We start from the raw sequence: 26,762 nt of genomic DNA, 5'->3' as shown, positions 1-26,762 counted from the left end.
CCGCTGTCCGCAGCCTCATCGACGGCGACTTCGCTATCGCCTGAACAACAGCTCGCGCCAACCCCGTGAGCAATTACGAGTTCGCCACCGTCCGTGTCGCCCTGATCAAGGTCGCCGCCCGCGTCACCGACATGGTGACCCGCATCAAAGCGTCCCTTCCGTCCAGCTTCGCATACCGTAGCAGCGTCGCTCCACAGGCCGAGCGCGCTACGAAAATCCCTCCTTGAACGCCGGGGTATCTGCCCGGGATCGCGCCCATCCCCGCAACCAACAGGCCGGCCACGGCGCCCCCCGGCGCCCCCCTTCAGCTCGACCAAAACGTGCCGGCCGCCGGAACCTCATGAATGATCCGGGCTAACCAGACGCCGTTCCCGTCCGGCCGCCGACGAGGACGGTCGACGCCACCACCAGGGCGGCGCCCAGCGCGGTCGCCACGGCCCGGTCAACGAACGTTCCGGCATCGGCCGACATCAGCAGGAGGACCAGCGGCGTCGTCGCGGCGGCGTGGCGGAGCGGGTCGCCGCGGCCGGCCGCCGACCGCGCGGCGGCAAGCGCTCCGGCCGCCAGCGCGATGCCCCAGGACGGCAGAGGCCGGGCGAGAAGGAGGAAGGCCACGGCGAGGCCGGCCGCCGTCCCCAGAAGACGCCGGCCGGCGCCGCGAAGCCCGCCGGCGGCCTCACGCCGCGACAGGATGGCGACCGTCAAGGCGATCCACTGCCCATGGTGGCCGGACCACAGGGCGGCCACGACCTCGGCAATGGCCAGGCAGCCGGCGAGGCGGATGGGAAACCGCCACCCCTCGGCCGTCGCCAGCGTGCGACGCCAGCGCGCCTGCCTTTGCGCGGCGGTGCCGCGGGGTGGCGGGGCGGCGGCCTCGCCCACCGACGTCCGTCCGGCGATGCCGGCCAGCGCCGCCATCCACAGCGCCCCGGCCGCCATGGCGGCGAGGACGGCGGGTGTCAGCGGCCGGGCCTCGGCCAGGTTGAGGACGAGCAGCAGCACCACCACGAAGCGGGCCGCCGCCACCGCCAACTCCCGGCTGTACCCGCCGACGGCCGCCGCCACGGCCGCCAGCGCCACCGGGCCCGCGTGGGCCGTCCACGGATCGCCCGCCAGCGCGCCGCCCGCCAGCCCGCCGGCCGTCGCCGCCGCCACGTCACGCCAAGCCGGTCGGCCACCGCCAGCGACGGCCAGCGCCCCCACCGCCGCCGCCGTGCCGAGCGCGGGCACATCGGCCGCCGCCGCGGCCAGGATCGGCACGGCCAAGCCGGCGGCCGCCGCCGCGGCGGCGCTTCGGGCGCCGTGCCGCCAAGCGCGGCAGCGGGCACTCATATGTTTCACAATGCTTAGCATATTGACCATCATGGTCCCGTCGATTAGAACGGCGTCGGTCGATATATCGTAAGCACATACTTATGAAAAACGACATCGATTCCGCGGACCACTCCCTCGGCGGCGCCGCCGTGCTGCGGCGGGCGACCGTGCGCCTCGCCCGCCGGCTCCGAGCCGAGCGCGGCGCCGACGGGCTGAGCGCCGGCAAGCTCGGGGTGCTCGGGCATCTCTACCGCCACGGCCCCGCCACCCCGGGCGACGTCGCCGCGGCGGAGCACCAGTTGCCGCAATCCCTGACCCGGGTGTTCGCCGAGCTGGAACGCGACGGGCTGCTGACCCGCAGCCGCAACGACCGCGACTCCCGCCAGGCCGTGCTCGCCATCACGGCCGCCGGGCGGGCCGCCCTGGAGCGCGACGCCGCGGTGCGCGACCGCTGGCTGGCGGCGGCGCTGGGCGGGCTGACGGAGGCCGAGCGCAGCCTGCTGCGGATCGCCGCGGCGCTGATGGACCGCCTCGCCGACAGCGCGGCCGAGCCGGAATAGGAGACGACATGCCGGACTGGATTCGCCACGCGGTGTGGTGGCAGGTCTTTCCCCTCGGCTTCGTCGGGGCCGAACCGTGCGCCGCCGCCGCGACGGGGACCGTGCACCGCCTGGCGCACATCGCGGCGTGGCTCGACTACGCGGTCGAGCTCGGCGCCTCGGGCCTGGCGCTCGGCCCCATCTTCGCCGCGTCGACGCACGGATACGACACCGTGGACCCGTTCCGCATCGATCCCCGCCTCGGCGACGAGGCCGACGCGGTGGCGCTGTTCCGGGCGGCGCACGACCGCGGCCTCCGGGTGCTTCTGGACGGCGTCTTCAATCATGTCGGACGCGACTTCCCGGCGTTCCGCGCCGTTCTCGACCGAGGCCCGGCGGAGCCGGCCGCCGCGTGGTTCCGCCTGACCTGGCGGGGGCCGGGCGAGGAACCCGACTACGCCACCTTCGAAGGCCATCGTCAGCTCGTCGCCCTCAACCACGACGAGCCGGCGGTGGCCGAGCATGTGGTGCGGGTGATGACCCATTGGCTCGGGCGCGGCGCCGACGGCTGGCGGCTCGACGCCGCCTACGCCGTCCCCACGCGGTTCTGGGCGACGGTGCTGCCGCGCGTCCGCGCCGCCTTCCCCGACGCCTATCTCGTCGGCGAGGTCATCCACGGCGACCACGCCGCTTTCGTCCGCGACAGTGGCGTCGACGCGGTGACGCAGTACGAGCTCTGGAAAGCGATCTGGAGCGCGCTCAACGACCGGAACTTCTTCGAGCTGACGTGGGCGCTGAAGCGCCACGACGGTCTCCTCGACACCTTCGTGCCCCTCACCTTCGTCGGCAATCACGACGTCACCCGCCTCGCCAGCCGCCTCGCCGATCCGCGCCACCTGCCGCACGCGCTGGTCGTCCTCCTCACCTGCGGCGGCACGCCGTCGGTCTATGCCGGCGACGAGCAGGCGTTCCGCGGCGTCAAGGAAAACCGCCCGGGCGGCGACGACGCGATCCGCCCGCCGTTCCCGGCGACCCCGGCCGGGCTCGCCGCGGAGGGCTGGCCGGTCTACCGGCTCCACCAGCGCCTGATCGGCCTGCGCCGCCGCCATCCCTGGCTGCACCGGGCCCGCGTCCAGCCGCTCCACTCCGCCAACGCCGCACTGTCCTACGAAACCCGGGGCGATGGCGGGCGGCTCGTGGTGGTGCTGAACGTCGCCGACCAGGCCGTCGCCCTGCCGGCACCGGGGGCCACCGCCGTCCTCGACGGCGCCGCCACGCTCGACGGCGAGCGTGCCCAGGTTCCGCCGCATGGCTGGGCGATCCTGGCGACGTGAGCGCGGCCCTGCCGGCCGCTTTGCCCGGGACTCCCATGCGCCGCCCTGCCCGCCTTCTCGCCGCCGCCATCGCCGCCGCCGTCGTCGCCACGGTCGCCACGATCGCCGCCACCGTGGCCGTCGCTCCCGCCCCGCCTCCTTCCGCGGAGGGGCGGCCGACCCTGCTGGCGCACCGCGGCGTGGCGCAGCGCTACGACATGACCGGCGTCGGCAACGACACCTGCACGGCGACGCGCATGCTGCCGCCGACCCACGGCCATCTGGAGAACACGCTGCCCTCGGCGGCCGCCGGCTTCGCGGCCGGGGCCGACGTGGTGGAGATCGACGTCCACCCGACCACCGACGGCCACTTCGCCGTGTTCCACGACTGGACCCTGGACTGCCGCACCGACGGCCACGGCGTCACCCGGGAGCACACGATGGCCGAGTTGAAGGCCCTCGACGCGGGCTACGGGTACACCGCCGACGGCGGCCGGACCTTCCCGTTCCGCGGCCGCGGGGTCAGGCTGATCCCCTCGCTTGACGAGATGCTGGCGGCGTTTCCCGAGGGACGCTTCCTCATCAACGTCAAGAGCCGCGACCCCGCGGAGGGGACGATGCTCGCCGACGCCCTGGCCCGCCTGCCGCCGGACCGGCGCCGGCTCCTCATGGTGTACGGCGGCGACGAGCCGGTGGCCGCCTTCCGGCAGCGGCTTCCCGACGTCCCCACGGCGTCGCGCGGCTCGCTCAGGGGCTGTCTGCTGCGCTACCTCGCCGTGGGCTGGAGCGGCACGGTCCCCGACGCCTGCCGGACCCGGGTCGTCCTCGTGCCGATCAACCTGGCCCCCTGGCTGTGGGGCTGGCCGGACCGTTTCGTCGCGCGCATGCGGGCGGCGGACAGCCACGTCTTCGCGGTCGGCCCCTACGCCGGCGGCTTCACCACGGGCATCGACACGCCGGAGGACCTGGCGCGCCTCCCGCCGGGCTACGCCGGCGGCATCTGGACCAACGAGATCGCCACGCTGGCGCGGGCGCTGGCGTCCGGCCAGGGCCGGCCGTAGCCCGGCCGGGCGACGCGTCCGCTGGAGCGGATCGCGTGAAATCGGAATCGATTGGAAGCGCGAATTCGCTCGTCAGACAAGGACATGGAGTTCGGTGCGTTTCTCAGCAAACGCACCGAACCCTAGGCCGCCGCCGCCAGCAGCCCGGCCACGTCCACGTGCTCCTCCAGGCCGTCGGCGATCCCGTCGAGGGCGGCCTCGACGGCGGCCCCGTAGGCGAGGCCGCCGGCCCCGCCGCCGCCCAGCCCCTTCAGGAAGGCGGCGCGGAAGGCGTCGGCGGCGAACAGGCCGTGGAGGTAGCAGCCCGACACCCGGCCGTCCGCCGAGACCGCCCCGTCGTCGCGCCCGCCGCCGAGGCGCAGCGCCGGGCGGCGGCAGTCGGCGCCGGCGGTGCGGCCCATGTGCATCTCGTAGCCGGCCACCGCGGCGCCCGTCGCCACGTCGATGCCGGCGGCCTCGGTCAGCACCTTGGGGCCGCTGAGCACCGTCTCGACGTCGAGCAGGCCGAGGCCGGCCGCCTCGCCCGGCGGCCCCTCGATGCCGCCGGGATCGGCGATGCGGCGGCCCAGCATCTGGTAGCCGCCGCAGATGCCGAGCACCCGGCCGCCGCGGCGCCGGTGGGCCAGCACGTCGATGTCCCAGCCCTGCGCGCGCAGGAAGGCGAGGTCGGCGATGGTCGCCTTGGTCCCCGGCAGGATCACCAGGTCGGCTTCGGGCAGCGGCCGCCCCGGCGGGACCATCGTCAGCGACACCTCCGGCTCCAGCGCCAGCGGGTCGAAGTCGTCGAAGTTGGCGATGCGCGACAGCATTGGCACGGTGACCCGCAGGGAACCGCCGGCCCGCGCCGCCCAGGTGTCCAGCGCCACGGCGTCCTCGGCCGGCAGGCGGGCCGCGTCGGCGAGCCACGGCACGACGCCGAAGCCGCGCCAGCCCGTGCGCTCGACGATGGTGGCGAGGCCGCCGTCGAACAGCCGCACGTCGCCGCGGAACTTGTTGATGAGGAAGCCGCGCACCAGGGCGCGGTCGGCCGGATCGAGCAGGGCGTGGGTGCCGACCAGGCTGGCGATGACGCCGCCGCGGTCGATGTCGCCGACCAGCACCACCGGCACCCGGGCCGCCTGCGCGAAACCCATGTTGGCGATGTCGCCGGCGCGCAGGTTGACCTCCGCCGGGCTGCCCGCCCCCTCGACCACCACGACGTCGGCCTGCGCCCGCAGGCGGGCGAAGCTGTCGAGCACGGCGGCCAGCAGATCCCCCTTGCGGGCCTGGTAGTCGGCGGCGCGGGCGGAGCCGACGACGCGCCCCCGCACCACCACCTGGGCGCCGATGTCGGACTGCGGCTTCAGCAGCACCGGGTTCATGTGGACGTCGGGCAGCACGCCGCAGGCGCGCGCCTGCAGCGCCTGGGCCCGGCCGATCTCGCCGCCGTCGGCGGTGACGGCAGCGTTGTTGGACATGTTCTGCGGCTTGAACGGCCGCACCGAGAGCCCGCGCCGCGTCAGCGCCCGGCACAGCCCGGCCACCAGCAGCGACTTGCCGACGTCGGAGCCGGTGCCCTGCAGCATCAGCGCGCGGGCCGCCATCAGTACTCGATCCCTTCCTGCGCCTTCACACCGGCCTGGAAGGGATGCTTGACCAGGGTCATCTCGGTGACGAGGTCGGCCGCCTCGACCAGCTCCGGCCGGGCGTGGCGGCCGGTCACCACGACGTGCAGGTCGGGCCGGCGCGCCGCCAGCGCCGCCACCACCTCGGCGGCCGGCAGATAGTCGTAGCGCAGCACGATGTTCAGCTCGTCGAGCACGATCAGCCGGAAGCGCGGATCGGCCATCAGGGCCTGCGCCTTGTCCCAGGCGCGGCGCGCCGCGGCGATGTCGCGGGCGCGGTCCTGGGTGTCCCAGGTGAAGCCTTCGCCGAGCGTGTGCACCTCCACCAGGTCGGCGAAGCGCTGCAGCGCCAACGCCTCGCCGGTCTCCCAGGCGCCCTTGACGAACTGCACGATCCCCACCGGGAAGCCGCGGCCGAGCGCGCGCATCGTCAGGCCGAAGGCGGCCGTCGACTTGCCCTTGCCGTTGCCGGTGTGGACCATCAGGAGGCCCTTCTCCACCGTCTTCCCGGCCACCCGCCGGTCGTGCACCGCCTTCGCCTTTTTCATCTTTTCGGCGTGGCGGCGGTTGACCTCCTCGTCGCTCGCGTCGGTCATCGTCCCTCTCCCTTCGCGGTTCTCGTCATTTCACGGTGATCGGCAGGCCGGCCACCAGGAACAGCACCCGCTCCGCCCGGGCCGCCACCGCCTGGTTGAGGCGCCCGGCGGCGTCGCGGAAGGCGCGGGCCAGCGGGTTGTCGGGAACGATGCCGAGCCCGACCTCGTTGGCGACCATCACCACCCGGCCGTCCACGGCGTCGAGGGCGGCCAGCAGATCGGCGGTCGCCGCACCGACGTCCCGCCCCGCCCCCATCAGGTTGGACACCCACAGGGTCAGGCAGTCGACCAGCACGCAGGCGTCTTCTCCGCCGTGGCGGCGCAGGGTGCCGGGCAGGTCCAGCGGCTCCTCCACCGTGGTCCAGCCGGGCGCCCGCTGCGCCCGGTGGAGACGGATGCGCGCGCGCATCTCCTCGTCCAGCGCCTCGGCGGTGGCGAGATAGATCCAGGGCGGCGGGGCGGCGGTGACCAGCCCCTCGGCATGGCGGCTCTTGCCCGAGCGCGCGCCGCCCAGCACCAGCGTGACCTCGGCGCTCATCGTCCCTCCTCCCTGCGGGTCCAGGGGATCGCCCAGTCGGGCCCGCGCAGCAGGTGGACGCCGAACACCCGTTCGGCGTCGCCGGTGTCGAGCACCGCGTGGGGCGGACCGGACGCCGCCACCGTTCCGTCCTCCAGCAGGCACAGCCGGTCGCAGAAGCGGATCGCCAGCGCCAGGTCGTGCAGCACCACGACGACCGCCATCCCCTCCCGCGACAGCGTCCGCAGCAGCTCCATCACGTGCAGCATGTGGTAGGGGTCGAGGCCGGCCACCGGCTCGTCGGCCAGCAGCACCTCGGGCTGTCCGGCAAGGACCCGGGCCAGCATGACCCGGGCCCGCTCGCCGCCCGACAGGGTGGTGACCGGCCGGCCGGCGAAGGGTGCCGCGCCGCAGCGCTCCAGCGCCGCCGCCACCGCCGCCCGGTCGGCGTCGCTCTCGCCGCCCAGGCCGGCGCGGTGCGGCGCCCGGCCCAGCATCACCACCCGCTCGACCGCCAGCGGCCAATGGGCGCCGGGGTTCTGCTCGAGATAGCCGATGCGCCGCCCGCGCTCCTCGGGCGGCAGGGCGGCGACGTCGCGGCCGTCCAGGCGGACGGCGCCGCCGCCGCGCTCGACCAGGCCGGCCAGGGTGCCCAGCAGCGTCGTCTTGCCGCTGCCGTTCGGGCCGATCAGCCCGACCACCTCGCCCGCCGCCGCGGCGACGCAGACGCCCCGCAGCACCGGCCGGCCGCCGAGCGCGACGCGGACGCCGTCGGCCTCGATGCGCGCCATGCCCTCCCTCCCCCGGTTCCGCCGCGCCTCAGAAGCTGGCCTTGATGCCGGCGTAGAAGGCGCGGCCCGACGAATTGTAGCGCGCCACCTCCTGGTAGTCGGCGTCGAACAGGTTCTCGATGCGGCCGAACGCCGACACCGCCGGGGTCACCGCGTAGCTCGCCTGCAGGTCGACGACGGTGTAGGCGTCGTTGCGGATGTTGGTGTAGGTGCTGTCGAGCTGCTCGCCGACGAAGCGCAGGGTGCCGCCGACCCGCGCCGCGTCGGTCACCTGCCAGACCGCGCCGAGGCTCGCCTGATGGTGCGGCCGGCGCGGCAGCTCGCGGCCGGTGGACAGGTTCTCGGCGCGCAGGAAGGTGTAGGAGGCGGTGAGCCGCAGCGCGTCCGACACCTTAAGGGCGGCGGCGCTCTCGACGCCCCAGGTGCGGGCGTCCTCGATGTTCTGGTAGGTGTCGTCGAAGGCGATCAGGTCGCTGAAGCGGTTCCAGAACACGGTGGCGCTGACCGTCGCCCGCTTGCCCAGGAAGGTCTGCTCGACCCCGGCGTCGGCGCCGACGCTGCTCTCCGGCGACAGGCCGGGGTTGCCGTAGGTCGGGTCGTAGAGCTGGAACAGGGTCGGCGCCTTGCCGGCCGTGCCGATGCTGGCGCGCAGGGTCGTACCGGTTCCGTCGATGGCGTAGGCGGCGGCGGTGCGGACGGTGGTCTTGGGCCCGAACTCCTCGTTGCGGTCGTGGCGGACGCCGAAGGTCAGCGACAGGTCGTCCCACAGCCCCAGGAGGTACTGGCCGTAGACCGCGTTGGTGTCGACGCTGTCGTCGACGCCGACGGTGCGCACGCCGCCGTCCTCGTTGACGATGCGCGCACTCTCCACCTCGTGCAGGGCGCCGACGGTCAGCACGTCGGTGTCGTCGACCTGATAGTTGGCCCGGTACTCCGCGGTCCAGCGGCTGCCGCTGTAGTTGCTGTGGGGGATGTAGCCGCCGGGCTCGTCGAAGGAGCGGTCGGTGGAGGTGCCGGACAGGGTGAACACGTTCTCCAGCCGGCCGTCCAGCAGGAAGACGGTGTTGTCGATCTTGCCGTAGCGCAGCGTCTTCTCCTTGACGTAGGGCGCGTCGCGGCTGGTCTCGTCGTAGTCGCTGCGCAGGTCGAAGATGCCGGCGGCGACGTCCACCGTCCAGGTGTCGGTGAGGTCGGCGCCGACCTTCGCCGTGAGGGCGCGGTTGCGCGCACCGTCCGCCTCGTCCCCGCCCGGGAAGGCGGAGAAGCCGTCGGTGCCGAGGCTCGTGGCGTTGACGGCGTAGCCGAAGCGCTCGGTGCCGCCGCTCGCCCCGGCCGACAGCCGCCAGGTGTTGTGGCTGCCGGCCTCGGCCAGGCCGCTGACCTTCAGCGGCCCGCGCCCGCGCTTGGTGACGACGCTGATGACGCCGCCCATGGCGTCGTTGCCGTAGAGCGCGCTCTGCGGCCCGCGCAGCACCTCGATCCGGTCGATGCCGGTGACGGCGAGGGCGTCGAAGTCGAACTCGCCGTTGGCGTTGGCCGGGTCGTTGACCAGCACGCCGTCGATCAGCACCTGGGTCTGCGCCGATTCGGCGCCGCGCAGGCGCACCGTCGAGGTGGCGCCCATCCCGCCGTTGCGCGACAGGCTGACGCCGGGCACACCCTGCAGCGCGTCGAACAGCTCCGGCTTGCCGCCCTCCTCGATGGACTCGCCGGAGATCACGGTCACCGAGCTGCCCACCTTGTCGGGGGCGGTGGCGAGGCGGGTGGCGCTGACCACCACGTCCGGCACCACCACGGGCTCCGCCACATCCTGGGCGGCGGCGGGAAGGGTGGCGAACAGGGCCGCGACGGAGACGCCGGACAGCCCGGCGGAACGGAAGAGACGAGACGTCATGCGACGGGGCTTTCCCTGACACGGTGTTACACGGTCCAGGGAGGGACCACGCCGCACGCGTGCGCTCGGACGAGATCCGATGCCGCGATCCACCCCCCGGGTGGCGCCACCGCACAACGGACCGCTCAAGCGGCGATTCCCGTCCCACCGGAACACCCCGTCCGACGGTCGCGTGACGCGCTTCGACGGCAGGTCTCCTGGCTCGCGCGTCGCTGCACCCCGGCCGCCTTCCCAGTTTCCCAGTGGCCTGTCTGGCGGGGCGCTCTGCGCTTACAGTTGCGGGGGCAGCCACGGAATCGGCCCCGCCCGGGGCTTCACCGCGTTCCCTTTTCATCCGCTCGCGCGGAAACCGTCGGACGGAGCTTTAGCCCAGGCGGCCGGGCTTGCCAAGAGGCAAGGACGCCGCGGCGCGCCGGCCAAGCCGGTCGTCCGGGCGGCGGCAGCCGCCCCGGCCGCGGCGGCGCAACCGGGCTAGACCATAGGTACATTGAACCCCACGTGATCCTGAAGTGTTGGACAACGGGACGGGAGTATTCCCGGACTATCCACGCCCACGCGGTCCACCCGCAAAGCGGCCGCGACCATCCGACGAGGGATCACCGTGAGACAGACAGCGTCCAAGCGCGTACTGGTGACCGGCGGGGCCGGCTTCCTCGGCTCGCACCTCTGCGAGCGCCTTCTGGCCGAGGGCTGCGAAGTCCTGTGCGTCGACAACTACTTCACGGGCTCTCGGAGCAACGTCGCCCACCTCCTGGACCATCCGCGCTTCGAGACGATGCGCCACGACGTGACGTTCCCGCTCTACGTCGAGGTGGACGAGATCTACAACCTCGCCTGCCCGGCCTCGCCGGTGCACTACCAGCACGACCCGGTGCAGACCACCAAGACCTCGGTGCTCGGCGCCATCAACATGCTGGGACTTGCCAAGCGGCTGAAGGCGCGCATCCTCCAGGCCTCCACCAGCGAGGTCTACGGCGATCCCTTCGTCCATCCGCAGCCGGAGGGCTACTGGGGGCACGTCAACCCGATCGGCCCGCGCGCCTGCTACGACGAGGGCAAGCGCTGCGCCGAGACGCTGTTCTTCGACTACCATCGCCAGCACGGGCTGGAGATCAAGGTGGTGCGGATCTTCAACACCTACGGCCCGCGCATGCACCCCAACGACGGCCGCGTGGTGTCCAACTTCATCATGCAGGCGCTGCGCGGCGAGCCCATCACCATCTACGGCGACGGCTCGCAGACCCGCTCCTTCTGCTACGTCGACGACCTGATCGACGGATTCCTGGCGCTGATGGCCAGCCCGGCGGCGGTGACCGGGCCGATCAACATCGGCAATCCCGGGGAGTTCACCATCCGCGAGCTGGCCGAGACGGTGATCGCCCTCACCGGCTCGCGCTCGCGGCTCGTCCACCGGCCCTTGCCGCGCGACGACCCCAAGCAGCGCCGTCCCGACATCGCCGCCGCCCGCGAGGTGCTGGGCTGGCAGCCGAAGGTGCCGCTGGAGCAGGGCCTGAAGCGCACCATCGCCCACTTCGACACGCTGCTCGGCGGCCGGGCGCTGCGCGCCGCGGCGGAGTAGCCGGCGGCCTCACCAGGGCGTGCCGTCGCGGTGGAAATAGCCGCCGTCGCGGTACAGCAGGTCGTCGTCGGGGTAGCGCGCCTCGTCGCCGGCGGTGCGGTCGCCGACCTCCAGATAGACCGCGGCGACGGTGCCGCGGTTGACGAGGTGGTGGCCGTTCTCCGCCCCGGCGGGGAAGCCGGCGCACATGCCCGGACGCAGCACGTGCTCGCCGGCATCGGTCACCAGCACCAGCTCGCCTTCGAGCACGTAGACGAACTCGTCCTGCCGGGTGTGCCAGTGGCGCAGCGCCGACTCCGCACCGGGTTCCAGGCGGGTCACGTTCACCCCGAAGTTGGTCAGCCCGAAACGGTCGCCCAGCCTCGCCCTGGCCCGTCCGGCGACGCGGTGGCGGTACGGTTCGGGGTAGCCGGTGGCTCCCATGGGCCCGCGCAGCGGGGCGGCGTCGAGGACGGGCGGATTGGACGCATCGGTCGGCATGGCGTTCCCTCTTCTCTGCGGACGGCACGAGGCGCAGCATGGTTCACAGGATGCCGGCCGCCGGCGGGACCGTCAAACGCGGGGACGCTTGCGACGGCCGGCCTGTTGGTGACGACGAAGAAAGGAGGACGGCATGGAACAGGAGGTCCGCATTCTCCCCGTCGGGCTGGAGGGAACCCTGACGCTGCCGGCGCAGGCCGCAGCGGTGATCGTCTTCGCGCACGGCAGCGGCAGCGGCCGTCACAGCCCGCGCAACCGCCGGGCCGCCGCCGCCTTCCAGGAGGCCGGCTTCGGCACGCTGCTGTTCGACCTGCTGACCGAAGAGGAGGGGCACGACCGCGCCAACGTGTTCGACGTCCACCTCCTGGCCGAGCGGCTGATCCTCGCCACCCGCTTCGTCCACGAGCGCACCGGCCGCGCCGATCTCCCGATCGGCTATTTCGGCGCGTCGACCGGCGCCGCGGCGGCGCTGATCGCGGCGGCGCGCGCCGCCGAGCACGACCATGTCGGCGCCGTGGTGTCGCGTGGCGGCCGCCCCGACCTGGCCGAGGTCTGGCTCGACGGCGTCAGCGCCCCGACGCTGCTGATCGTCGGCGGCAACGACGGGCCGGTGATCGCCCTGAACCAGCAGGCCCTCGACCGCCTGCACGGCATCAAGGCCCTGGAGATCGTGCCCGGCGCCGGCCACCTGTTCGAGGAGGGGGCCACCCTCGACGTCGCCGTCGCCTCGGCCCGCGCCTGGTTCTCCACCCACCTGCCGGCCGGCCACGCCGGCGGCTGACGCGCGAGGGCGCCGCCGCGACAGGGTCGCGCTGGACAATGCTGCGATGCAGCATATGTTCCTGGCATGATGACTCTCGAACTCCTGTCGCGGCGCCCCGCCGCCCCCGCGCCCACCCTGGCCGGCGACCGCCCGCCCCTGCTGTTCGTCCACGGCGCCTTCTCCGGCGCCTGGATCTGGGACGCCACGTTCCTCGACTGGTTCGCGGCGCACGGCTGGGAGGCGCACGCCGTCAGCCTGCGCGGTCACGGCAACAGTGACGGGCGCGAGCGCCTGCGCTGGCACGGCCTGGACGACTATGTCGACGACGTGCTGGCGACGGTCGAGCGGCTCGCGGCGGCGCCGGTGCTGATCGGCCATTCCATGGGCGGCCTGGTGGTGCAGCGCGCCCTGCTGCGCCGGCCGGCGCCGGCCGCCGTGCTGATGGCCTCGGCGCCGCCGCACGGCGTTCTGGAGGCGGCCATGGGGCTGTTCTGGCGCGATCCCTACGCGGCGCACCAGATGGGCCTGCTGATGGCCTGCGGCTCCCGCTGCGTCGATCCCGAGGGCATCCGGCGCGCCATGTTCTCCGACCGGGTGTCGGCCGCCGAGGCACGGCGCTACGAGCCGCTGCTGCAGGAGGAGAGCCAGCGCGTGCTGTTCGAGACGGCGGTGTGGAACCCCTTCCCCGCCGTTCCCGACCCGGCGATCCCGGTGCTGGTGATGGGCGCCGGGAAGGACGTGCTGATCCCGCCGGACCAGGTGCGCAGCACCGCCCGCCTGCTGCGCACCGACCCGCGGATGTTCCCCGGCATGGGGCACGCGATGATGCTGGAGCCCGGCTGGGAGGAGGTGGCGGGGGCCGTCCACGACTGGCTGGAGGCGACGCTGCCGGCCGCCCCGTCGGCCGGGGCGGAGGCCGGCGCCGGCTACGCCTCCCGGGCGCCGCGGAAGCCGGTGGCGACGATGTAGGTCTCCGAGGAGTCGGCGCGGCTGGCCGGCGGCTTGGCGTGGCGCACCGTGGCGAAGTCGCGCTTCAGGCGGTCGAGCAGGGAGCGTTCGGCGCCGCCCTGGAACAGCTTGCAGACGAACGCCCCGCCCGGCACCAGGACCTCCTCGGCGAAGTCGTAGGCGGCTTCGGCCAGGGCCATGATGCGGAGATGGTCGGTCTGGTGATGGCCGGTGGTCGGCGCCGCCATGTCGCTCAGCACGAGGTCGGCGGGGCCGCCGAGCGCCTCCTTCAAGCGCTCGGCCGCGCCGGCCTCCAGGAAGTCGGCCTGCATGGTGGTCGCCTCGGGCAGCGGCTCCATGGGCAGGATGTCGAGGCCGACCACCTTGGCGCCGGTCTGCGACGGGCGGACGCGGGCGACCGCCACCTGGGTCCAGCCGCCGGGGGCGGCGCCGAGGTCGACGACCCGCTTGCCCGGCGCCAGCAGGTGGAACTTCTCGTCGAGCTGCAGCAGCTTGAAGGCGGCGCGCGAGCGGTAGCCGCGCTTGCGCGCCTCGGCGACGTAGGGGTCGTTGAGCTGCCGCTCCAGCCAGCGCGTGGAGGAGAGCGAGCGCTTTGCGGCGGTCTTGACGCGCACCGCGGCGCGGCGCCCGCCGGGTCGCGTGTCGGTCGGTTTCTGTGGCATCGTCCTTCGTTCCTTGCTGCCCGCCGGTCGGTCGTGCGGCGGAGCCCCGCCGTCAGGCCTGAGCCGCGCCGATGAGGTCGACGAGGATCCCTTCCCGCAGGCCGCGGTCGGCGATGCGCAGGCGCTGCACGGGGCAACAGTCGCAGATCGCTTCCAGCACGGCGCAGCCGGCGACCACCAGGTCGGCGCGTTCGGGCCCGATGCAGGGATGCCCTGCCCGGCCGGCGAAGTCCAGCGCCACCAGCTTGGCGATGATGCTCCGCGCGTGGTCGAGGCGCAGGAAGCTGCCGTCGACCGCCCGCCGGTCGTAGCGCGGCAGGCCGAGATGGACGCCGGCCAGGGTCGTCACGGTGCCGGAGGTGCCCAGCATCTGCACCCGGCCGGCGGCATGGCGGTCGGCGATGCCGTTGCGCTCGGTGAAGGGGGCGACGAGGTCGACCACCTCCTCCACCATGGCGCGGTAACGGTCCGCCGCAAGGCGGTCGCCGCCGTAGCGCTCGGCGAGGCCGATGACGCCGCAGCGGATCGAGATCTGGTCGAGCAGGCGCGGCTGGCGCCCCGGCTCGACCGCCAGCCACATCAGCTCGGTGGAGCCGCCGCCGATGTCGAAGACGAGCGCGAAGGGCACCGAGGGGTCGAGCAGGGCGGCGCAGCCGGCGATGGCGAGTCGCCCCTCCTCCTGGCTGGAGATGATCTCGATGGCGATGCCGGTCTCGCGCTCGACGGCGTCGATGAACTCGCCGCAGTTGCGGGCGCGCCGGCAGGCCTCGGTGCCGACGGCGCGGGCGGCGGTGACGCCGCGCCGTTCGATCTTGGAGCCGCAGACCCGCAGCGCCTCCAGGGTGCGCTCCATGGCCTGGGGCGACAGCCGCTCGCTGCGGCTCAGCCCCTCGCCCAGGCGGACGATGCGGGAGAAGGCGTCGATGACCCGGAAGCCGGTGGGCGCGGGGCGGGCGATCAGCAGCCGGCAATTGTTGGTCCCGAGGTCGAGCGCGGCGAACACCGCCCGTCCCGCCGCGGTCGGCCGCAGCGCCGGCGCCGGCATGAGGGCCGGGCTGCCGAGCAGCCCGAGGTCCTTCCGCCCTTCGCCGTGCACGAACAGACTCACCACCCCTCCCGCCCATCCCCGTAGCCGCAGCCGTAGCCCTAGCCGCTGCGGCGGCCGGTCCCGCCGGTTCGCTGCGGACCGTCCGCCCGCACTGCCAAGCGGTCCAGTGTAGCCCCATCCGGCGGCCCGGCGAAGACCTGCTTTCGATGGAGGCGCCCCGGCAGGGCCGGCGGACGCCGGGAAAAAAGGGCTTCACAAGCCGCAACCGCGGTGCTAGAAGCCTGCCCACCGGCAAGGACGCGGCGATACGCCGCTCCGGCCCGTGCGGGCCGGCGCTCCGGATTGGGGGATCGTCTAGCGGTAGGACAGCGGACTCTGACTCCGCCAGCCTAGGTTCGAATCCTAGTCCCCCAACCATCTCTCCCGATTTCGCTTTAGAATCAATGTCTTGGAACGCGTTCCCCCGTGCTTCGTGCGGGAGGCGCGCAGCTGTAGCCCGGACCTGTAGCCCAGGGCTGTAGCCCACCGCCTCCCCGACCCTGGGAGCGGTCCGGCGCGTCGTCCGTGTCATCTTGCCCTGCGGCATCACACCTGGGTCTGGCGCCGCCGGCTGCCGCCGGCTATCGCCCGACCGCCGGGCCGCGGTAGACTCGTGCTGTCGCTGAAGACGAGCGATCTGCGAGCAGCCTCGCGGGTCGCGGCCGCTCTCGATGCGGCGTACGAAGAGCTGCTGGCCGAGGATGGTATGGACGCGGAGACGATGGCCCGGGTGCTGGCCAAGGTCCGGGACGACGCCCTGGAGAAAGGCGCAGCGCGCCGCGCCGCGCGCCCGGCGGACCTGGGCTACACGGCACGCGCCGACCGGACCGTCGTGGACGCAACACCGGACGAGAAACAGGCCGCGCTCGCGGAGGTGCTCGGCGCCCTCGCGGCTCATGGCCCCGTGGCCGTCTCCGATGATGATCTGATCGATGAGGGGGATGACCCCGCGGCCATCGAAACCCTGTGCGGCACCGACGCCGACGCGGAAACCGCAACGCCGGCATCGATCCGCTCGGCGCTCCGGTCGCCATTGGCGGTGTCCCGTGATCGGCCCCCGCAGGCGTTGGAACTCGACGCCGACGGGCAGCGCTTGCGCGGTGCTCGAGCGTCTGGCTCTTGGCGCTTTGGCTGAGGCTCACGGCACCAATGCCGGCCTGGAGCGGTCACCCTTCGGTCAGGCTGAGGTGTGGTGACTGCCCGACCTGCTGTGGATAACCGGCTCGCCTGCACCAGTTCTGGGAGCGCTGCGGCGGACCGGTTGTCCACAGCTCCTACACCACACCTTGGAGCACGATCCCGCAGTGGAGAGGTCACCGGATACAATCACGGCCCCCCAGTGCCGTTCAGCGCTCGTCGGCGCGTTCGATCGGGCCGACGATCGGCACGGTGCGCTCGCCGTCTTTGTCGCGCACGGGGCATCCGGCCTCTTCCAGGATCTCCCGAAGATCGGCATTGCGCAGCCGCGGCGGCTGCCATCCGGTGAGACGGGCGAGAAGGCTGGGGTCACCGAATGCCACGTCGGTGAAACCGGCCGCCGTCTGCGCCTGGTCGACGGCGACCACCGATCCGGCGAGGCGGATCATGCGCGCCAGCACGTCGCCGACCCGGTAGGGGTGGCCGCTGCAGACGTTCACCACGCGCCCTCGCGCGGCTGGACACTGCAGCAGATCCGCCAAGGCCGTCGCGATGCTTTGGACGGGCACGAAGTCGCGCACGGCGTTGAGGTTGCCGGTAGCTAACGGACCGTCGCCGGGTCGGGCGGACGCCGCAAGACGGCGCGCGAAGCTGGGCAGGCTGAGGTGCGCCGGCATGCCGGTGCCGATGGCGTTGAACACCCGCGCCACGATGACCGCCTGCCCCAGCTCTGAGGCCGCGAGGCCGGCCCGCGTCTGCGCCAGTTTGCTGAGACCGTACAGCCCCGTGGGCTCGGTGCGTGCGGTCTCGTCCAACGGCTGCAAACGGCGGGGGAACGGGCCGTACTCTGCCGCACTTCCCATCAGGAGAACCGGACGGTCACTGAAACCGGCACCGCGCATCGCCGCCATGAGGGTGGACGCAAACCCCGCGTTGAGGGCGAACAGGGTGTCCGGGTGGTCGGCGTTGGTCGTGCCCGCGAGATGGAGAACGGCATCCGGCTGCCACTCCATCAGAAGGGCGACCAACTCGTCGACCGCATCGGCCGACGAAAGGCGGCCGTCGTATCGCTCCGCCGGCCGCGGCGCCGGGGCGCCGACGCGGAACCCCAGCGACAGCACCTCGTGGCCTCGCCGCCGGAGCTCCGGCGACACCCGTCGGCCGATGAAGCCGTGAGCGCCCGTGACGACCACCCGCATCAGCCACCCCGCCGGTCGACGGTGCGAGGGGCGCGCTGTGCCGCAGCCGCGAGCGGGCGTGTGGCGGTCATGCGCCGACCAGCGTCTGGAGCCGGTCGAGCATTCGCTCGAGGTCGAACCGCTCGCGCGCGAACGCCTTCCCCTCCGCTCCGGCCCGACGGGCCAGCGCCGGGTCGTCGAGGTAGGCGAGAACCGCGTCGGCCAACGGGCCGGCCTCGTCGCCGGCGACGGCCTGGCCGCTGCGGCCCGGCACCATGGCATCCGCCACGGCGCCGACCCGCCGCGCCACCACGGGCAGGCCGCTCGCCTGAGCCTCGACGAGGACGTTCGGCACGCCCTCGCTCGACGAGGTCAGCAGGAACACGTCGAAGGCGGGAAAGGCGGCGTAGACGTCCGCAACCGCCCCGACGAAGCGGAAGGCGCCTGCCAGGCCGCGCGTCGCCGCCGCGTCCTGCATGGCGGCGCGCAGCTCCCCGTCGCCGATGACGACGAACAGCGCGTCGGGACGCCGGCGCGCGACCGCTGCGGCCACGTCCACCCAGAGCAGCGGCGCCTTGGGCGGCGCGATCCTCATGACCACGCCGACAACGGGGACGCCGGGGTCGATCCCGAGGTGCCGGCGCGCCTGCGCACGGTCGCAGGCATCCAGGGCGGAGCGGAAACCCGCCATATCGAACCCGCTGGGCACGATGGTCGCCCGTGTGGCGAGGTCCACGTCGAGCCACGCCACGTAGTCGTCGACGCAGGTCGGCGACAGGCTGGTGAGATGCACCTCCGGCCGCCGAAGCAGGCTGCGGTAGCCCTCCCGGTACCAGTGGCATGCGGCCGTGTCGTCGATGGTGTCGGAAGGGCGCATGTTGAAGGTGCCCAGCACGATGCGCGGGACGCCGGTGCGGACCGCGGCCAGCCCGGCGATCTGGTTGGTGCCTTCAAGTCCGGCGTAGACCGCGGCGGGCCTGCGCTCCTCCATCAGGTCGATCAGCCACTGGTACAGGTCGGGACGCTGGAGCCACTTGTAGGGGGCTTCGATCCGCGGGACATCGCGCGGTGACAGGATCGCATCGCGCGACAGACCGGTCTGCGGCAGGTAGAAGGCGGTGCCCCGCTCCTCGCTGCAGTCGAGCACCACAAGGTCCACCGGACGGGGGTGGAGGCGGCGGCGGAGCCCGTCGAAGGCCAACGCCAGCAGGCGCTCCGCACCACCCCGCGCCAACGACCCGCAGACGACCATCACCGGGCCGCCGGGCCGGGGGACGGGGGGCGGGGTGTCCCGGGCGACGCGTTCCAGCACCTCCACGTCGACCCACGTGTAGGGCAGCGGCGTCTCGCCGCCGACGGCCTCGAAGAGGCTCGCCAGCTCCGCGAGATCGCTGCGCTCCACCGCGGGTGCGGTGGCGGCGGCGTCGCGGAAGGCCGCCGCGTACGCCGGCAGGCTGGGCTGAAGCTGCGGCGCGAAGAGCGCGGCGAGGGCCAGCTCCACATGGCCGGGCGCCCGGATCAGTCCACCCATCAGCACTTCGGCCGCCTCGTCGCCGCGCCCGGCCTTCGTCAGGAGCTGGAACCGGCACAGCGCCGCCAGGCCGGGCTCGGCATCGGCCAAGGGGCGAATGGCGGCGTCCGCGCGCGCCAGCACCTCGGCCGGCGCGTCGCCGTCGATCAACGCCATGGTCGCCAGACGGGCGAGAATCGGCAGGGTGATGCCGAGGGCGAGCGTGCCCTCGGCCTCGGCCCGCGCCCACCCCCGCGCGCCGCGCTCGATGAGCAGGCTGAGCGTTTGGAGCCGCAGATCCTCGGCGTCGGGGTGGTGCGCACGGCCATGGAAAATGGTTTGGATCGCCTTGTCCCAGTCGCCGAGCGCTCTGTGGAGGTACATGCACCGGGTGAAGGCCTGCGCCGGCGGGTTCGGCGCCTCCAAACGCCGCTCCATCCAGGCGACGGCCGTCGCGACGTCGCCGGCCTCCTCCGCGTGCCGGCTGAACGTCGCCGGCAGGTCGGTGTCCTCCGGATCGTCCGACGGCAACAGCTCGAAAAGCTCCTGCGCCCGCTCCCACTCGCCCTTTTCGATGAGCCGCCGGATCGCCGCACGCACCGGCCCGGAGTCGCCCGTGCGGCGGTGGGCGGTCACCACCGCCATCACTTCGTCGGCCTCGGCCAGCGACCGGCGGGCCTCGTCGAGCCGCGCCAATTCGGCGGTGCAGCGCGCATGGTTGGGATCGGCGGCGACCGCCCTCCACAGCGCGTCGAGCCGCGCCAGGGCGGCCCGCGGGTCCAGCGACGCCGGCGCATGGCTCGGATCGAGCGACGCCAAGGCCGCGTCGAGGCCCAGGAATTCATGGCGTTGGGCGAGCCAGATGACCGTCAGCGCGTCGTCGGCGGGTGTGCCGCGACCGTGCACGCGAAAACCGGAGAGAAACACGGTGCGGTGGATCATGAGGGTCGACACGGCCACCGGACAGTCCGCGAGGATCCCGGGGTAGAGCACACCGTTCAAGCGGCCCGACGGCACCACCGCCGGGTCTCCGGCCCCACCGCCACCGGCAAGCGCGTAGGAGGTGTGCGACACGGCACGCCCCGCCCTCGCCATGGCGGCGACCTGGAGGGCCAGCTTGTCCGGTGCGAAGGCGTCCCGCGGGTCGAGGAATGCGAAATACCGCCCGCGCGCGTGCGCCATCCCCGTGTTGAGCAGGTGGTCGCCATCGCCGGCCGCCACCAGCCGGACGCGCGGATCGGCGAGGAGCGCCGCGTCGGACGGCGATGGCGGCACGCCGGGATCGCCCACCAGCACCACGTCCAGGCGCGCGTGGCTTTGTCCGAGTGCTGAGCGGAGGGCGCGACCGGGAAAGGTGTCCGGCCCGACCGGCAGGATGACCGAAACGAGGATGGTCGCCGCCGACCAGCCGTCCGCCGCGGCGCCCGGTCCATCGTGGGCGTTCGGTCGACGGTCCGCCCCGGTCATCCCCGTGCCTTCCGATTGCCGATGCCTTGCCCCGCCATGGGTGCGGGCCGCCCGCACGCAGACGTACGGCGGGGGCCGGCGGGGTGTCGGCACGCCCCCCCGCGGCCGGCGGAGACGGGTGACAAGCGGAGTGGAATCCCGCTACCTTCCCCCGCGGTGGGCGTCATCGCCGCCGCTCGGTACCGTATCCGTCCCAGAAGCCAGCTCCCGCGCGATCGCGAAACACAATGAACGTTCCGCCAGACATCCGGCGCGTCCAGGCCGAGCGAACGCCGCGCACGCCAGGGCGTACACCGCGCCTGCCTCCGGCGCCACGCCCCATGACTACCAAGCTTCCCGGGTGGCGTCCACCACGCCGACGAGCGCGGTCCGGGCCCAAATGGTCGACCGCGGTCGCGGCATCGCCCTGCGCCGTCTCGCCGACAGCCGCCCGCCCGAGCCTCGGGCACGCGCGCCTGTCCAGCGTGTCGTCCGTGACATCCTGACGCCGGCACACCACGCGGTACCCGTCCCCACCCCGGCGCCCGGCGCTGCAGCGAGGCACGACGATGCACATTCCCGCCCTCCTCGGCTATGCGCACCTCGGCGCAGGCTTCCACGCCAGCCGGTCGGCCCCCTATCTGTACGCGTCGGCACCCCACACGGGCGCCGCAGATACGCGGCGCCGCCTGTGGGCGCTCGAGCATCGCTACGGGCTGGCGGAGGCTCCGACCAGGGCATGGGCGGCCAGCGCTGCCGACGCGCGCCCCTGGTTCGGCATCGCCGACGGCGACCCCGACCGCTTCGCGCGACGGTGTGAGGACGCGCTGCGATTCGCCTTCGTCGCCAATCCCTACCGGCGCCTGCTGGCCGCCCACCGCGCCGACATCGCGGTGGACACGGTCGCCGGCCGGCGGTTCCGGCTGGCCGCCGTCCGCCCCATGACCGAGCCGCTCGATTTCGACGCTTTCGTGGCGCTGCTGGACGCCCTGCCCGACGAGCGCCGCCCCGCGGACCTGGCACCCCAGGCCGACTGGCTGCTGGCCGACGGGTTCCCATACCATCTCGTCGGCGCCCTGGAACGGTACGGTGCCGACTACACGGCCGTCACGGCGCGCCTGGGCGCCCCCGACGATGCCGGCCCCGGCGATCCCTTCCCCGGCCAGGACGGTGTCCCGTGCACCGGGGCCACGCGCGCCGCCGTCGAGCGCCTGTTCCGGCGGGACTTCGAACTGTTCGGATACGACACCGACCCTGCCGCGGCCGCCGAACCGCCGCAGCGCGCCGCCGACCGGCCGGCCTGCGGCGCGCTCCACGGCACGCCCTTCTGGTCGCTGGTCGAGGCGCGAGCCCGCTTGGCGGCGGGCGACCATGCGGGCGCCGTCGGGCACGTCGAGGCCGTCCTGCGCGAGGGCGAGGCGGGGCCGGCCGGCCTGATGCCGGCGCTTCGAGTGGACCTCGCGCGCATCCATCTGGCGGGCGGCGCGCTCGACGAGGCGGAGGCGGTGCTGCGGCAGCGCCCGTTGCCCGGCCGGGAATGGGCCGGCCTGCTCGCCGACATCCGGCTGCGCCGCGGCGATGCGGACGGTGCGCTCGCCGCGCGGTGCCAGGGGTTGTGCGCCGGCGCGCCGGACGCCCCCGACCTGCGCGAGATCGGCCGCCTGAGCGGTCTGCTCGACGACCTCGACGCCGCACTGCAGGCCGGACGCGCGGTGATCGCCTCGGCGCCGCCGGGCGACTTGCGCGGCCGGCTGATCGACGCGCTGGTCGACGGGGCCGCGGCATCCGGTGCCCGTCAGCTCGCCCTCGCGGTCCTGGACGACCTCGTCGCCATCGAGGACCTGGGTTACGACGCCCGGGCCAAGCTGGCCGCTCTGGGCCGCCCCCAGGTCGGGCCCGGCCCGGGGGGGGCGCCGTCGCCGCCGGCCGCGCCACCGCGGCACCGGCGGCCACCCCGTCTCCCCGTGACGGGCAACCGCGGCGCCGGCCAGGGCCCGATCATCGCGCTCGACGGCGCGGAGTCGTCGTTCGGCCGCGCCTTCCTCGTGGTGTCCGCCTTGTACTGGTGCGCCGAGGCCCTCGCGGACTGCCGGCTGCGCTTCCTCGACGTGCGCCAACGCGACGTCGGGCTGGCGCTTGACGCACTGCGCTGGGACACCGGCCTCGACGTGACGGCGCAGCCGGACGGCGAGGGACTCCAGGGTGCGGCGCTCTATGCGGGGATCGCCTTCCGCTCCGCCGCGCACCTCCGCCTCGATGCGGCCGAACGGCTGGGCGTGCCGACGCTGGTCGCCATCCAGTTTCCCGATCCCGAATGGGTGAGCCCCGCCGTCCTCTCGCTGGGCGACGCCGCGTTCGATCCCGAAGCGTTCGGCGCGCGGCTGGTCCGGGCCGTTGCGGACCTCCCGGCGGAGGGCGGCGGTGCTTTCGATCGAAGGGGTGTCGCATGAGCACGCCGCACGCCGCCGCCACGCCGCCGCGCCGGCCCGTGGTCCTGGTGGTCGCCATGTCCAACAGCGTGCACACGGCACGCTGGCTCGACGTGGTCCGCGGGCGCGGGATCTCCTTCGTCCTGTTGCCGGTCGCCGCCGGCGGATTCTGCCACGAGCTGTCCGGACTGCCGGTCGTGCGCGACCGGGCGGACGTCGACGCGCTGCCCGCCGACCAAGTGTCGGTGTTCCCGCCGGAGTGCGTCGATGCCGCGCGGGTGGCCGGGCTCGACACGTTCCTCGGCTACGCGCCATGGTTGCCGAGCTTCATGGACAACGCCGACGGGCTCTCCCGGCCGGCCCATCTGCTCGAGGCGATCACCCGGCTCCGCCCGGCGCTCGTCCATTCCCTGGAGACCCAGTTCGCCGGCTACCTCTGCATGGCGGTCAAGCGTCTCCTCGGCCCGGCGATGCCGCCATGGATGCTGTCGAGTTGGGGGAGTGACGTGTACCTCTACCGAAAGGTCCCGGACGAGCCCGCACGGCTGCGCGAGATCGCCCGATCCGTCGACGCCTACCTGTCGGACAGCGAACGCGACGTCGCGCTGTTCCGGGATCTCGGCTACACCGGACCGACGCTCCCGGTGATGCCGGCATCGGGCGGCATCGACATCGACATGCTGCCGTCCCTCGACAGCCTGCCGCCCCCCTCGCGCCGCCGCGAGATCCTCGTCAAGGGCCTGCACGGCTGGTCCGGGCGGGCGCTCAGCACCCTCGCCGCCATCCATCTGGCGGCCCCCGCCCTGACGGGGTTCACCATCGGCCTGCTCAGCCCCGCGCCGGTGGTCGCCGACACGGCCCGCACCCTGAGCGAATGGGACGGCCTGGCGATCGACCGCGTTCCCCACCTCGCCACCTACCGGGACGTGATCCGGCGAATCGCCGGCGCCCGCGCCGTGGTGGGCGTGGGCATCTCCGACGGCACCCCGACGGTCATGCTGGAAGCGATGAGCGTCGGCACCTTTCCGATCCAGAGCGACACCTCGGCGGCCGACGAATGGCTGGTGCCGGGGAAGACCGGATTCCTGGTCTCGCCCCACGACGTCGCCGGGCTCGCCCGGATGATCGTCCGCGCGGCGACGGACGACGCGCTGGTGGATGGCTGCGTCGCCGCCAACCGGCGTGTCGTCGAGGAACGCTGGAACGCCCGCATCAACGGCCCACGGGCCGTCGGCGCCTATCGCACCGCCCTGTCGGTCCGCGACGCGGCCGATGTTCCCCTGAAGAGCGCCACATGACCCCGCCCAACGTTTCGATCATGGTCCTTGTCAGTGACGGCGCCGGCGCCGCCGACGGCGCCGTGGCGGCAACGCTCGACTGCCTGCTGGCAAGCCCCGGCCAGGCGGTCGAGGTGGTGCTGGTGTGCGGCTCGCCGGCCGCCCACCACGCCGCATCAGGCGCGGCCCGGTCCTGGGATGACCGGCTGCGCCGGGTGCACGGCGCCGACGGGGAGCCCTGGGGCGCCACGCTGCGGCGCGGGTTCGACGCGACGTCGGGGCGGCGGGTCGGTTGGTTGCGGGCGGGCGACCGCCTCCAGGTCCCGGTTCCCTGGGACGCGGTCGAGGCGCTGCCCGCGGCGGCCGCGCTGCTGGTGCCGCAGGATGCCACGGACGGCGCGGGCGAGGCGCCGGACCACGGAACGGACGCCGGAGCCATGGCGCTGCTGGGCCGCATGCTGGGCGGATCGGCCCCGGTGACCGGCGTCCTCCTGCCGCGCGACGGCGTCGTCACGGCCGGCGGATTCAGCGGGGACAGCCCCCTTCCCGAACTCGACCTGCTGGCGGGCCTGGTTCCCCGTCACCCTCTCCGGCAAGTCGCGGCGGCACGCCTGCACCCTGCACGGCCCCCGGAGCGTGCGGGCGTGGCGGATGCGGCCGCGCACCGGGGCCTCCCCGCCGGCCGCAGCGACCGCGCGGCGATCGCCGACGGGCTGCTCGCGCGCCTCCCCACGGACGGCGGGGCACCGCTCGCGGAACGGCGCGCTCTGGTGGTCGAGACGCACCGCGGCTTCGCGACGTCCCCCTGCCCCGCCCTGGCGACGCGGCTCGCCACGCTCATGGCCGACCTGATCGGGGCGGGCGACCTGACGGTCGCGGTGGTCGGCGGGCCGGAGCGCAGCGCCGCGGATCTGGGCGTGCCGGGCGCCCGGGTCATCCGCGCACCGGACGATCCCGCCGGCCTGCTGACGGCCCTTGCGGCGAGCGGATCGGCCCACGGCGTGGCCGTCGACGGTTGGCATCCGCCTCCCGCCCCCCTGCTGGCGGCGCAGCTGCTCCACCTGGTGGCCCTGGACGGCGCCGCCTGCTTCGGGCCGCAGGCGCCCGGCCGGACGGCGGTCGCGGCCTCCCCGATCGTCGGGACGCTCTTCCGAACCGGCTCTCTCACCCCCGCACTCCTCGGTCGTCTGCGCGCGGGAGAAGGGCCGTTCTGGTACGCCCTGCAGCGCACCGGGCCGCTCGTGTCCCTCCCGGCGATCACGGACGGCGACCGGGATGCGACGCCGCCTTACGGCGGGGAGGCCGAGGCCGCACCCTTCATCGACGCGGCGTGGTATCGCGACCGCTATCCCGAGCGATCGCGGCCGGATCTCGGTCCGGTCTCCCATTACCTGTCGGTCGGCTGGAAGGAAGGGTGCGACCCGAATCCCTGGTTCCAGACGCGCTGGTACGCGCAGGCGAACCGCGACGAGGTGGGTGACGGTTGCCCGCTGCTGCATTTCATCCGGACCGGCGGCGCACAGGGGCGGCGGCCGCACCCTCATTTCGACCTCGTGTGGTATGCCCGTCGGCACCTCGGCGCCGCCCCCAGCCACCGCGCGCTCCTGCACTTTCTGCAATCGGGCGTCGCTGCCGGCGCGGTGCCGGAGCCGCTGCTGGACGATCCGTCGACCCGCCGGACGCTGCGCGGCCTTCCCGTGGCGGCGCGCACCGGCGAGACCTTTGCGCGCCTGCGGGAGAGCCGGGTGCGGGACGCCGTGGAGACCATGACGGGTTTGGTCGACGCCGACTGGTACCGCGTCCGCTATCCCGACGTCGCCGCGGCGCAGGTGGATCCACGCTGGCACTACCTGCACCACGGCTGGCGCGAGGAGCGGTCGCCCAACCCCTGGTTCGACCCGTCCTGGTATCGCCGGACGGCGATGGCAGGGGAGGATGCCGGCCTCTCGCCCCTGGAGCATTTCGTGGTGACCGGAGCGGCCGCGGGATGCCGTCCGGTGCGCGAGTTCGCCACGGCCTGGTACATGGAGCGCCATCTCGGCAGCCGCCATCCCAGCGCCGAGGCCCTGCGCCATTTCCTGACCGTCGGACTGGCCGCCGGATGCGCGCCCGACGCGATCCTGGACGGGCCGGAGATGAGCGCGGTCCTCCGGCGGACGCCGCCCGCGGACCGGCTCCCGCTGATCCGCAGGCTGTGGGCCCTGCGCACCGGCGCGTGCGGACGGGTTGCGATGGTCGGCGAGGCGGACGAGGAGGACTGGGCGCTGCTGCTGCTGCGTCGCAAGCCCGTCGCCACCGGCACGGTGCTGCTGCTGCTCGATCCCGGCGACCCGCATCATACGGTCCGCGCGGCGGCGGCGGCGGCGGCGCTTCCCGCCGAGGAAACCGCACTGTTCATGCTGCTGCACGGCGCCGACCGCGCCGAGATCCGTGACCGCCTGGGCGACGACGCGGTCGCCGTCGGTGCCCCGCTGGACGGCGCGTTCCGCCTGGTGCGTGCCCTGCGCTGCACCCGGATCGCCGCCATCGATCCCGGATTGCTGACCGGTCCGGCCGGCGCGGCGCTGCGCAACGCCCGGCTGACCCCCGTCACCAACCGGAACAGCCTGTGACCCC

General features: G+C 73.8%; 21 protein-coding genes, 1 tRNA gene and 1 riboswitch. Of the genes, 11 read left to right on the top strand and 11 right to left on the bottom strand.

Going from position 1 to position 26,762, the window contains the following annotated elements; translation table 11 throughout:
* Window positions 1-354: 354 nt before the first annotated feature.
* A complete protein-coding gene (locus ACSBPG_RS19215; protein ID WP_435538810.1) occupies window positions 355-1,332 on the bottom strand; it encodes an FUSC family protein in 978 nt (325 codons plus the stop codon).
* Window positions 1,333-1,415: 83 nt separating this feature from the next.
* Here ACSBPG_RS19215 and ACSBPG_RS19210 point away from each other — a divergent pair, with 83 nt between their 5' ends.
* Genes ACSBPG_RS19210 through ACSBPG_RS19200 form a run of 3 tightly spaced genes read left to right on the top strand, consistent with a single transcriptional unit; the run spans window position 1,416 to window position 4,227 of the window.
* Window positions 1,416-1,874 carry a MarR family winged helix-turn-helix transcriptional regulator gene (locus ACSBPG_RS19210; protein ID WP_435538809.1) on the top strand — a complete coding sequence of 153 codons (459 nt, stop codon included), beginning with the start codon at window positions 1,416-1,418 and terminating at the stop codon, window positions 1,872-1,874.
* An 8-nt stretch (window positions 1,875-1,882) separates the two neighbouring features.
* The gene (locus ACSBPG_RS19205) at window positions 1,883-3,187 is read left to right on the top strand and encodes an alpha-amylase family glycosyl hydrolase (protein WP_435538808.1); all 1,305 of its coding nucleotides are present in this window, start codon (window positions 1,883-1,885) and stop codon (window positions 3,185-3,187) included.
* Between the two features lie 35 nt (window positions 3,188-3,222).
* On the top strand, window positions 3,223-4,227 hold the full coding sequence (locus ACSBPG_RS19200) for a glycerophosphodiester phosphodiesterase family protein (RefSeq protein ID WP_435538807.1): 1,005 nt from the start codon (window positions 3,223-3,225) through the stop codon (window positions 4,225-4,227).
* A 122-nt stretch (window positions 4,228-4,349) separates the two neighbouring features.
* Here ACSBPG_RS19200 and ACSBPG_RS19195 read toward each other — a convergent pair whose 3' ends face one another.
* The 5 genes from ACSBPG_RS19195 to ACSBPG_RS19175 are packed head-to-tail and all read right to left on the bottom strand — an operon-like array spanning window position 4,350 to window position 9,629.
* Window positions 4,350-5,810, bottom strand: coding sequence for a cobyric acid synthase (locus ACSBPG_RS19195; protein WP_435538806.1), 1,461 nt, complete (start codon window positions 5,808-5,810; stop codon window positions 4,350-4,352).
* Window positions 5,810-6,427, bottom strand: a complete 618-nt coding sequence (cobO, locus tag ACSBPG_RS19190) for a cob(I)yrinic acid a,c-diamide adenosyltransferase (RefSeq protein WP_435538805.1) — start codon at window positions 6,425-6,427, stop codon at window positions 5,810-5,812. Before cobO ends, ACSBPG_RS19195 begins: the two co-directional genes overlap by 1 nt.
* Window positions 6,428-6,452: 25 nt before the next feature.
* Window positions 6,453-6,965 (bottom strand): bifunctional adenosylcobinamide kinase/adenosylcobinamide-phosphate guanylyltransferase, encoded by a 513-nt coding sequence (gene cobU / locus ACSBPG_RS19185; protein WP_435538804.1) that lies wholly within the window; start codon window positions 6,963-6,965, stop codon window positions 6,453-6,455.
* Window positions 6,962-7,735, bottom strand: coding sequence for an ABC transporter ATP-binding protein (locus tag ACSBPG_RS19180; protein WP_435538803.1), 774 nt, complete (start codon window positions 7,733-7,735; stop codon window positions 6,962-6,964). The genes cobU and ACSBPG_RS19180 overlap by 4 nt, the downstream gene beginning before the upstream one ends.
* Before the next feature lie 28 nt (window positions 7,736-7,763).
* Entirely contained in the window at window positions 7,764-9,629 is a 1,866-nt protein-coding gene (locus tag ACSBPG_RS19175; RefSeq protein WP_435538802.1) for a TonB-dependent receptor plug domain-containing protein, read from the bottom strand.
* Between the two features lie 170 nt (window positions 9,630-9,799).
* A riboswitch (cobalamin riboswitch) is annotated at window positions 9,800-9,998 on the bottom strand.
* A gap of 232 nt (window positions 9,999-10,230) precedes the next feature.
* Between ACSBPG_RS19175 and ACSBPG_RS19170 the strand changes: the two genes are divergently transcribed.
* Window positions 10,231-11,208: a UDP-glucuronic acid decarboxylase family protein gene (locus ACSBPG_RS19170; protein WP_435538801.1), complete on the top strand. Its 978-nt coding sequence runs from the start codon at window positions 10,231-10,233 to the stop codon at window positions 11,206-11,208.
* A 9-nt stretch (window positions 11,209-11,217) separates the two neighbouring features.
* On the opposite strand, the gene ACSBPG_RS19165 is transcribed toward ACSBPG_RS19170, so the two are convergent.
* Window positions 11,218-11,688, bottom strand: a complete 471-nt coding sequence (locus ACSBPG_RS19165) for a cupin domain-containing protein (RefSeq protein ID WP_435538800.1) — start codon at window positions 11,686-11,688, stop codon at window positions 11,218-11,220.
* Window positions 11,689-11,821: 133 nt separating this feature from the next.
* Here ACSBPG_RS19165 and ACSBPG_RS19160 point away from each other — a divergent pair, with 133 nt between their 5' ends.
* Window positions 11,822-12,469 (top strand): dienelactone hydrolase family protein, encoded by a 648-nt coding sequence (locus tag ACSBPG_RS19160; protein ID WP_435538799.1) that lies wholly within the window; start codon window positions 11,822-11,824, stop codon window positions 12,467-12,469.
* A 66-nt stretch (window positions 12,470-12,535) separates the two neighbouring features.
* Complete coding sequence (locus tag ACSBPG_RS19155) at window positions 12,536-13,420, top strand: alpha/beta hydrolase (RefSeq protein WP_435538798.1); 885 nt, start codon at window positions 12,536-12,538, stop codon at window positions 13,418-13,420.
* Here the strand turns inward: ACSBPG_RS19155 and ACSBPG_RS19150 are convergent.
* Both ACSBPG_RS19150 and ACSBPG_RS19145 read right to left on the bottom strand, forming a co-directional pair.
* Window positions 13,378-14,082: an RlmE family RNA methyltransferase gene (locus tag ACSBPG_RS19150; protein WP_435538797.1), complete on the bottom strand. Its 705-nt coding sequence runs from the start codon at window positions 14,080-14,082 to the stop codon at window positions 13,378-13,380. The two genes, ACSBPG_RS19155 and ACSBPG_RS19150, sit on opposite strands and share 43 nt — an antisense overlap.
* Window positions 14,083-14,134: 52 nt before the next feature.
* A complete protein-coding gene (locus ACSBPG_RS19145; protein WP_435538796.1) occupies window positions 14,135-15,190 on the bottom strand; it encodes a Ppx/GppA phosphatase family protein in 1,056 nt (351 codons plus the stop codon).
* Window positions 15,191-15,473: 283 nt separating this feature from the next.
* On the opposite strand from ACSBPG_RS19145, the gene ACSBPG_RS19140 reads away from it, so the two are divergent.
* Both ACSBPG_RS19140 and ACSBPG_RS19135 read left to right on the top strand, forming a co-directional pair.
* A tRNA-Gln gene (locus ACSBPG_RS19140) sits at window positions 15,474-15,547 on the top strand.
* Between the two features lie 160 nt (window positions 15,548-15,707).
* Window positions 15,708-16,304 (top strand): DUF6538 domain-containing protein, encoded by a 597-nt coding sequence (locus ACSBPG_RS19135; protein ID WP_435538813.1) that lies wholly within the window; start codon window positions 15,708-15,710, stop codon window positions 16,302-16,304.
* 211 nt (window positions 16,305-16,515) lie between these two features.
* Here the strand turns inward: ACSBPG_RS19135 and ACSBPG_RS19130 are convergent, their stop codons facing one another.
* The gene (locus tag ACSBPG_RS19130; protein WP_435538795.1) at window positions 16,516-17,505 is read right to left on the bottom strand and encodes an NAD-dependent epimerase/dehydratase family protein; all 990 of its coding nucleotides are present in this window, start codon (window positions 17,503-17,505) and stop codon (window positions 16,516-16,518) included.
* Window positions 17,506-17,572: 67 nt separating this feature from the next.
* On the bottom strand, window positions 17,573-20,461 hold the full coding sequence (locus ACSBPG_RS19125; RefSeq protein ID WP_435538794.1) for a glycosyltransferase: 2,889 nt from the start codon (window positions 20,459-20,461) through the stop codon (window positions 17,573-17,575).
* A gap of 548 nt (window positions 20,462-21,009) precedes the next feature.
* Here ACSBPG_RS19125 and ACSBPG_RS19120 point away from each other — a divergent pair.
* From ACSBPG_RS19120 to ACSBPG_RS19110, 3 genes are read left to right on the top strand one after another with little or no spacing between them, the layout of a single operon-like run.
* Window positions 21,010-22,890: a tetratricopeptide repeat protein gene (locus tag ACSBPG_RS19120; protein ID WP_435538793.1), complete on the top strand. Its 1,881-nt coding sequence runs from the start codon at window positions 21,010-21,012 to the stop codon at window positions 22,888-22,890.
* Window positions 22,887-24,167 (top strand): glycosyltransferase, encoded by a 1,281-nt coding sequence (locus tag ACSBPG_RS19115; protein WP_435538792.1) that lies wholly within the window; start codon window positions 22,887-22,889, stop codon window positions 24,165-24,167. Before ACSBPG_RS19120 ends, ACSBPG_RS19115 begins: the two co-directional genes overlap by 4 nt.
* Complete coding sequence (locus ACSBPG_RS19110; RefSeq protein WP_435538791.1) at window positions 24,164-26,758, top strand: hypothetical protein; 2,595 nt, start codon at window positions 24,164-24,166, stop codon at window positions 26,756-26,758. Before ACSBPG_RS19115 ends, ACSBPG_RS19110 begins: the two co-directional genes overlap by 4 nt.
* The last annotated feature ends 4 nt before the right edge of the window (window positions 26,759-26,762 follow it).

Source organism: Azospirillum sp. ST 5-10 (assembly GCF_051225715.1).
Lineage (GTDB): Bacteria > Pseudomonadota > Alphaproteobacteria > Azospirillales > Azospirillaceae > Azospirillum.
The sequence above is the reverse complement of the archived record's forward strand: the minus strand, read 5'-3'. Positions and strand labels throughout refer to the sequence as shown.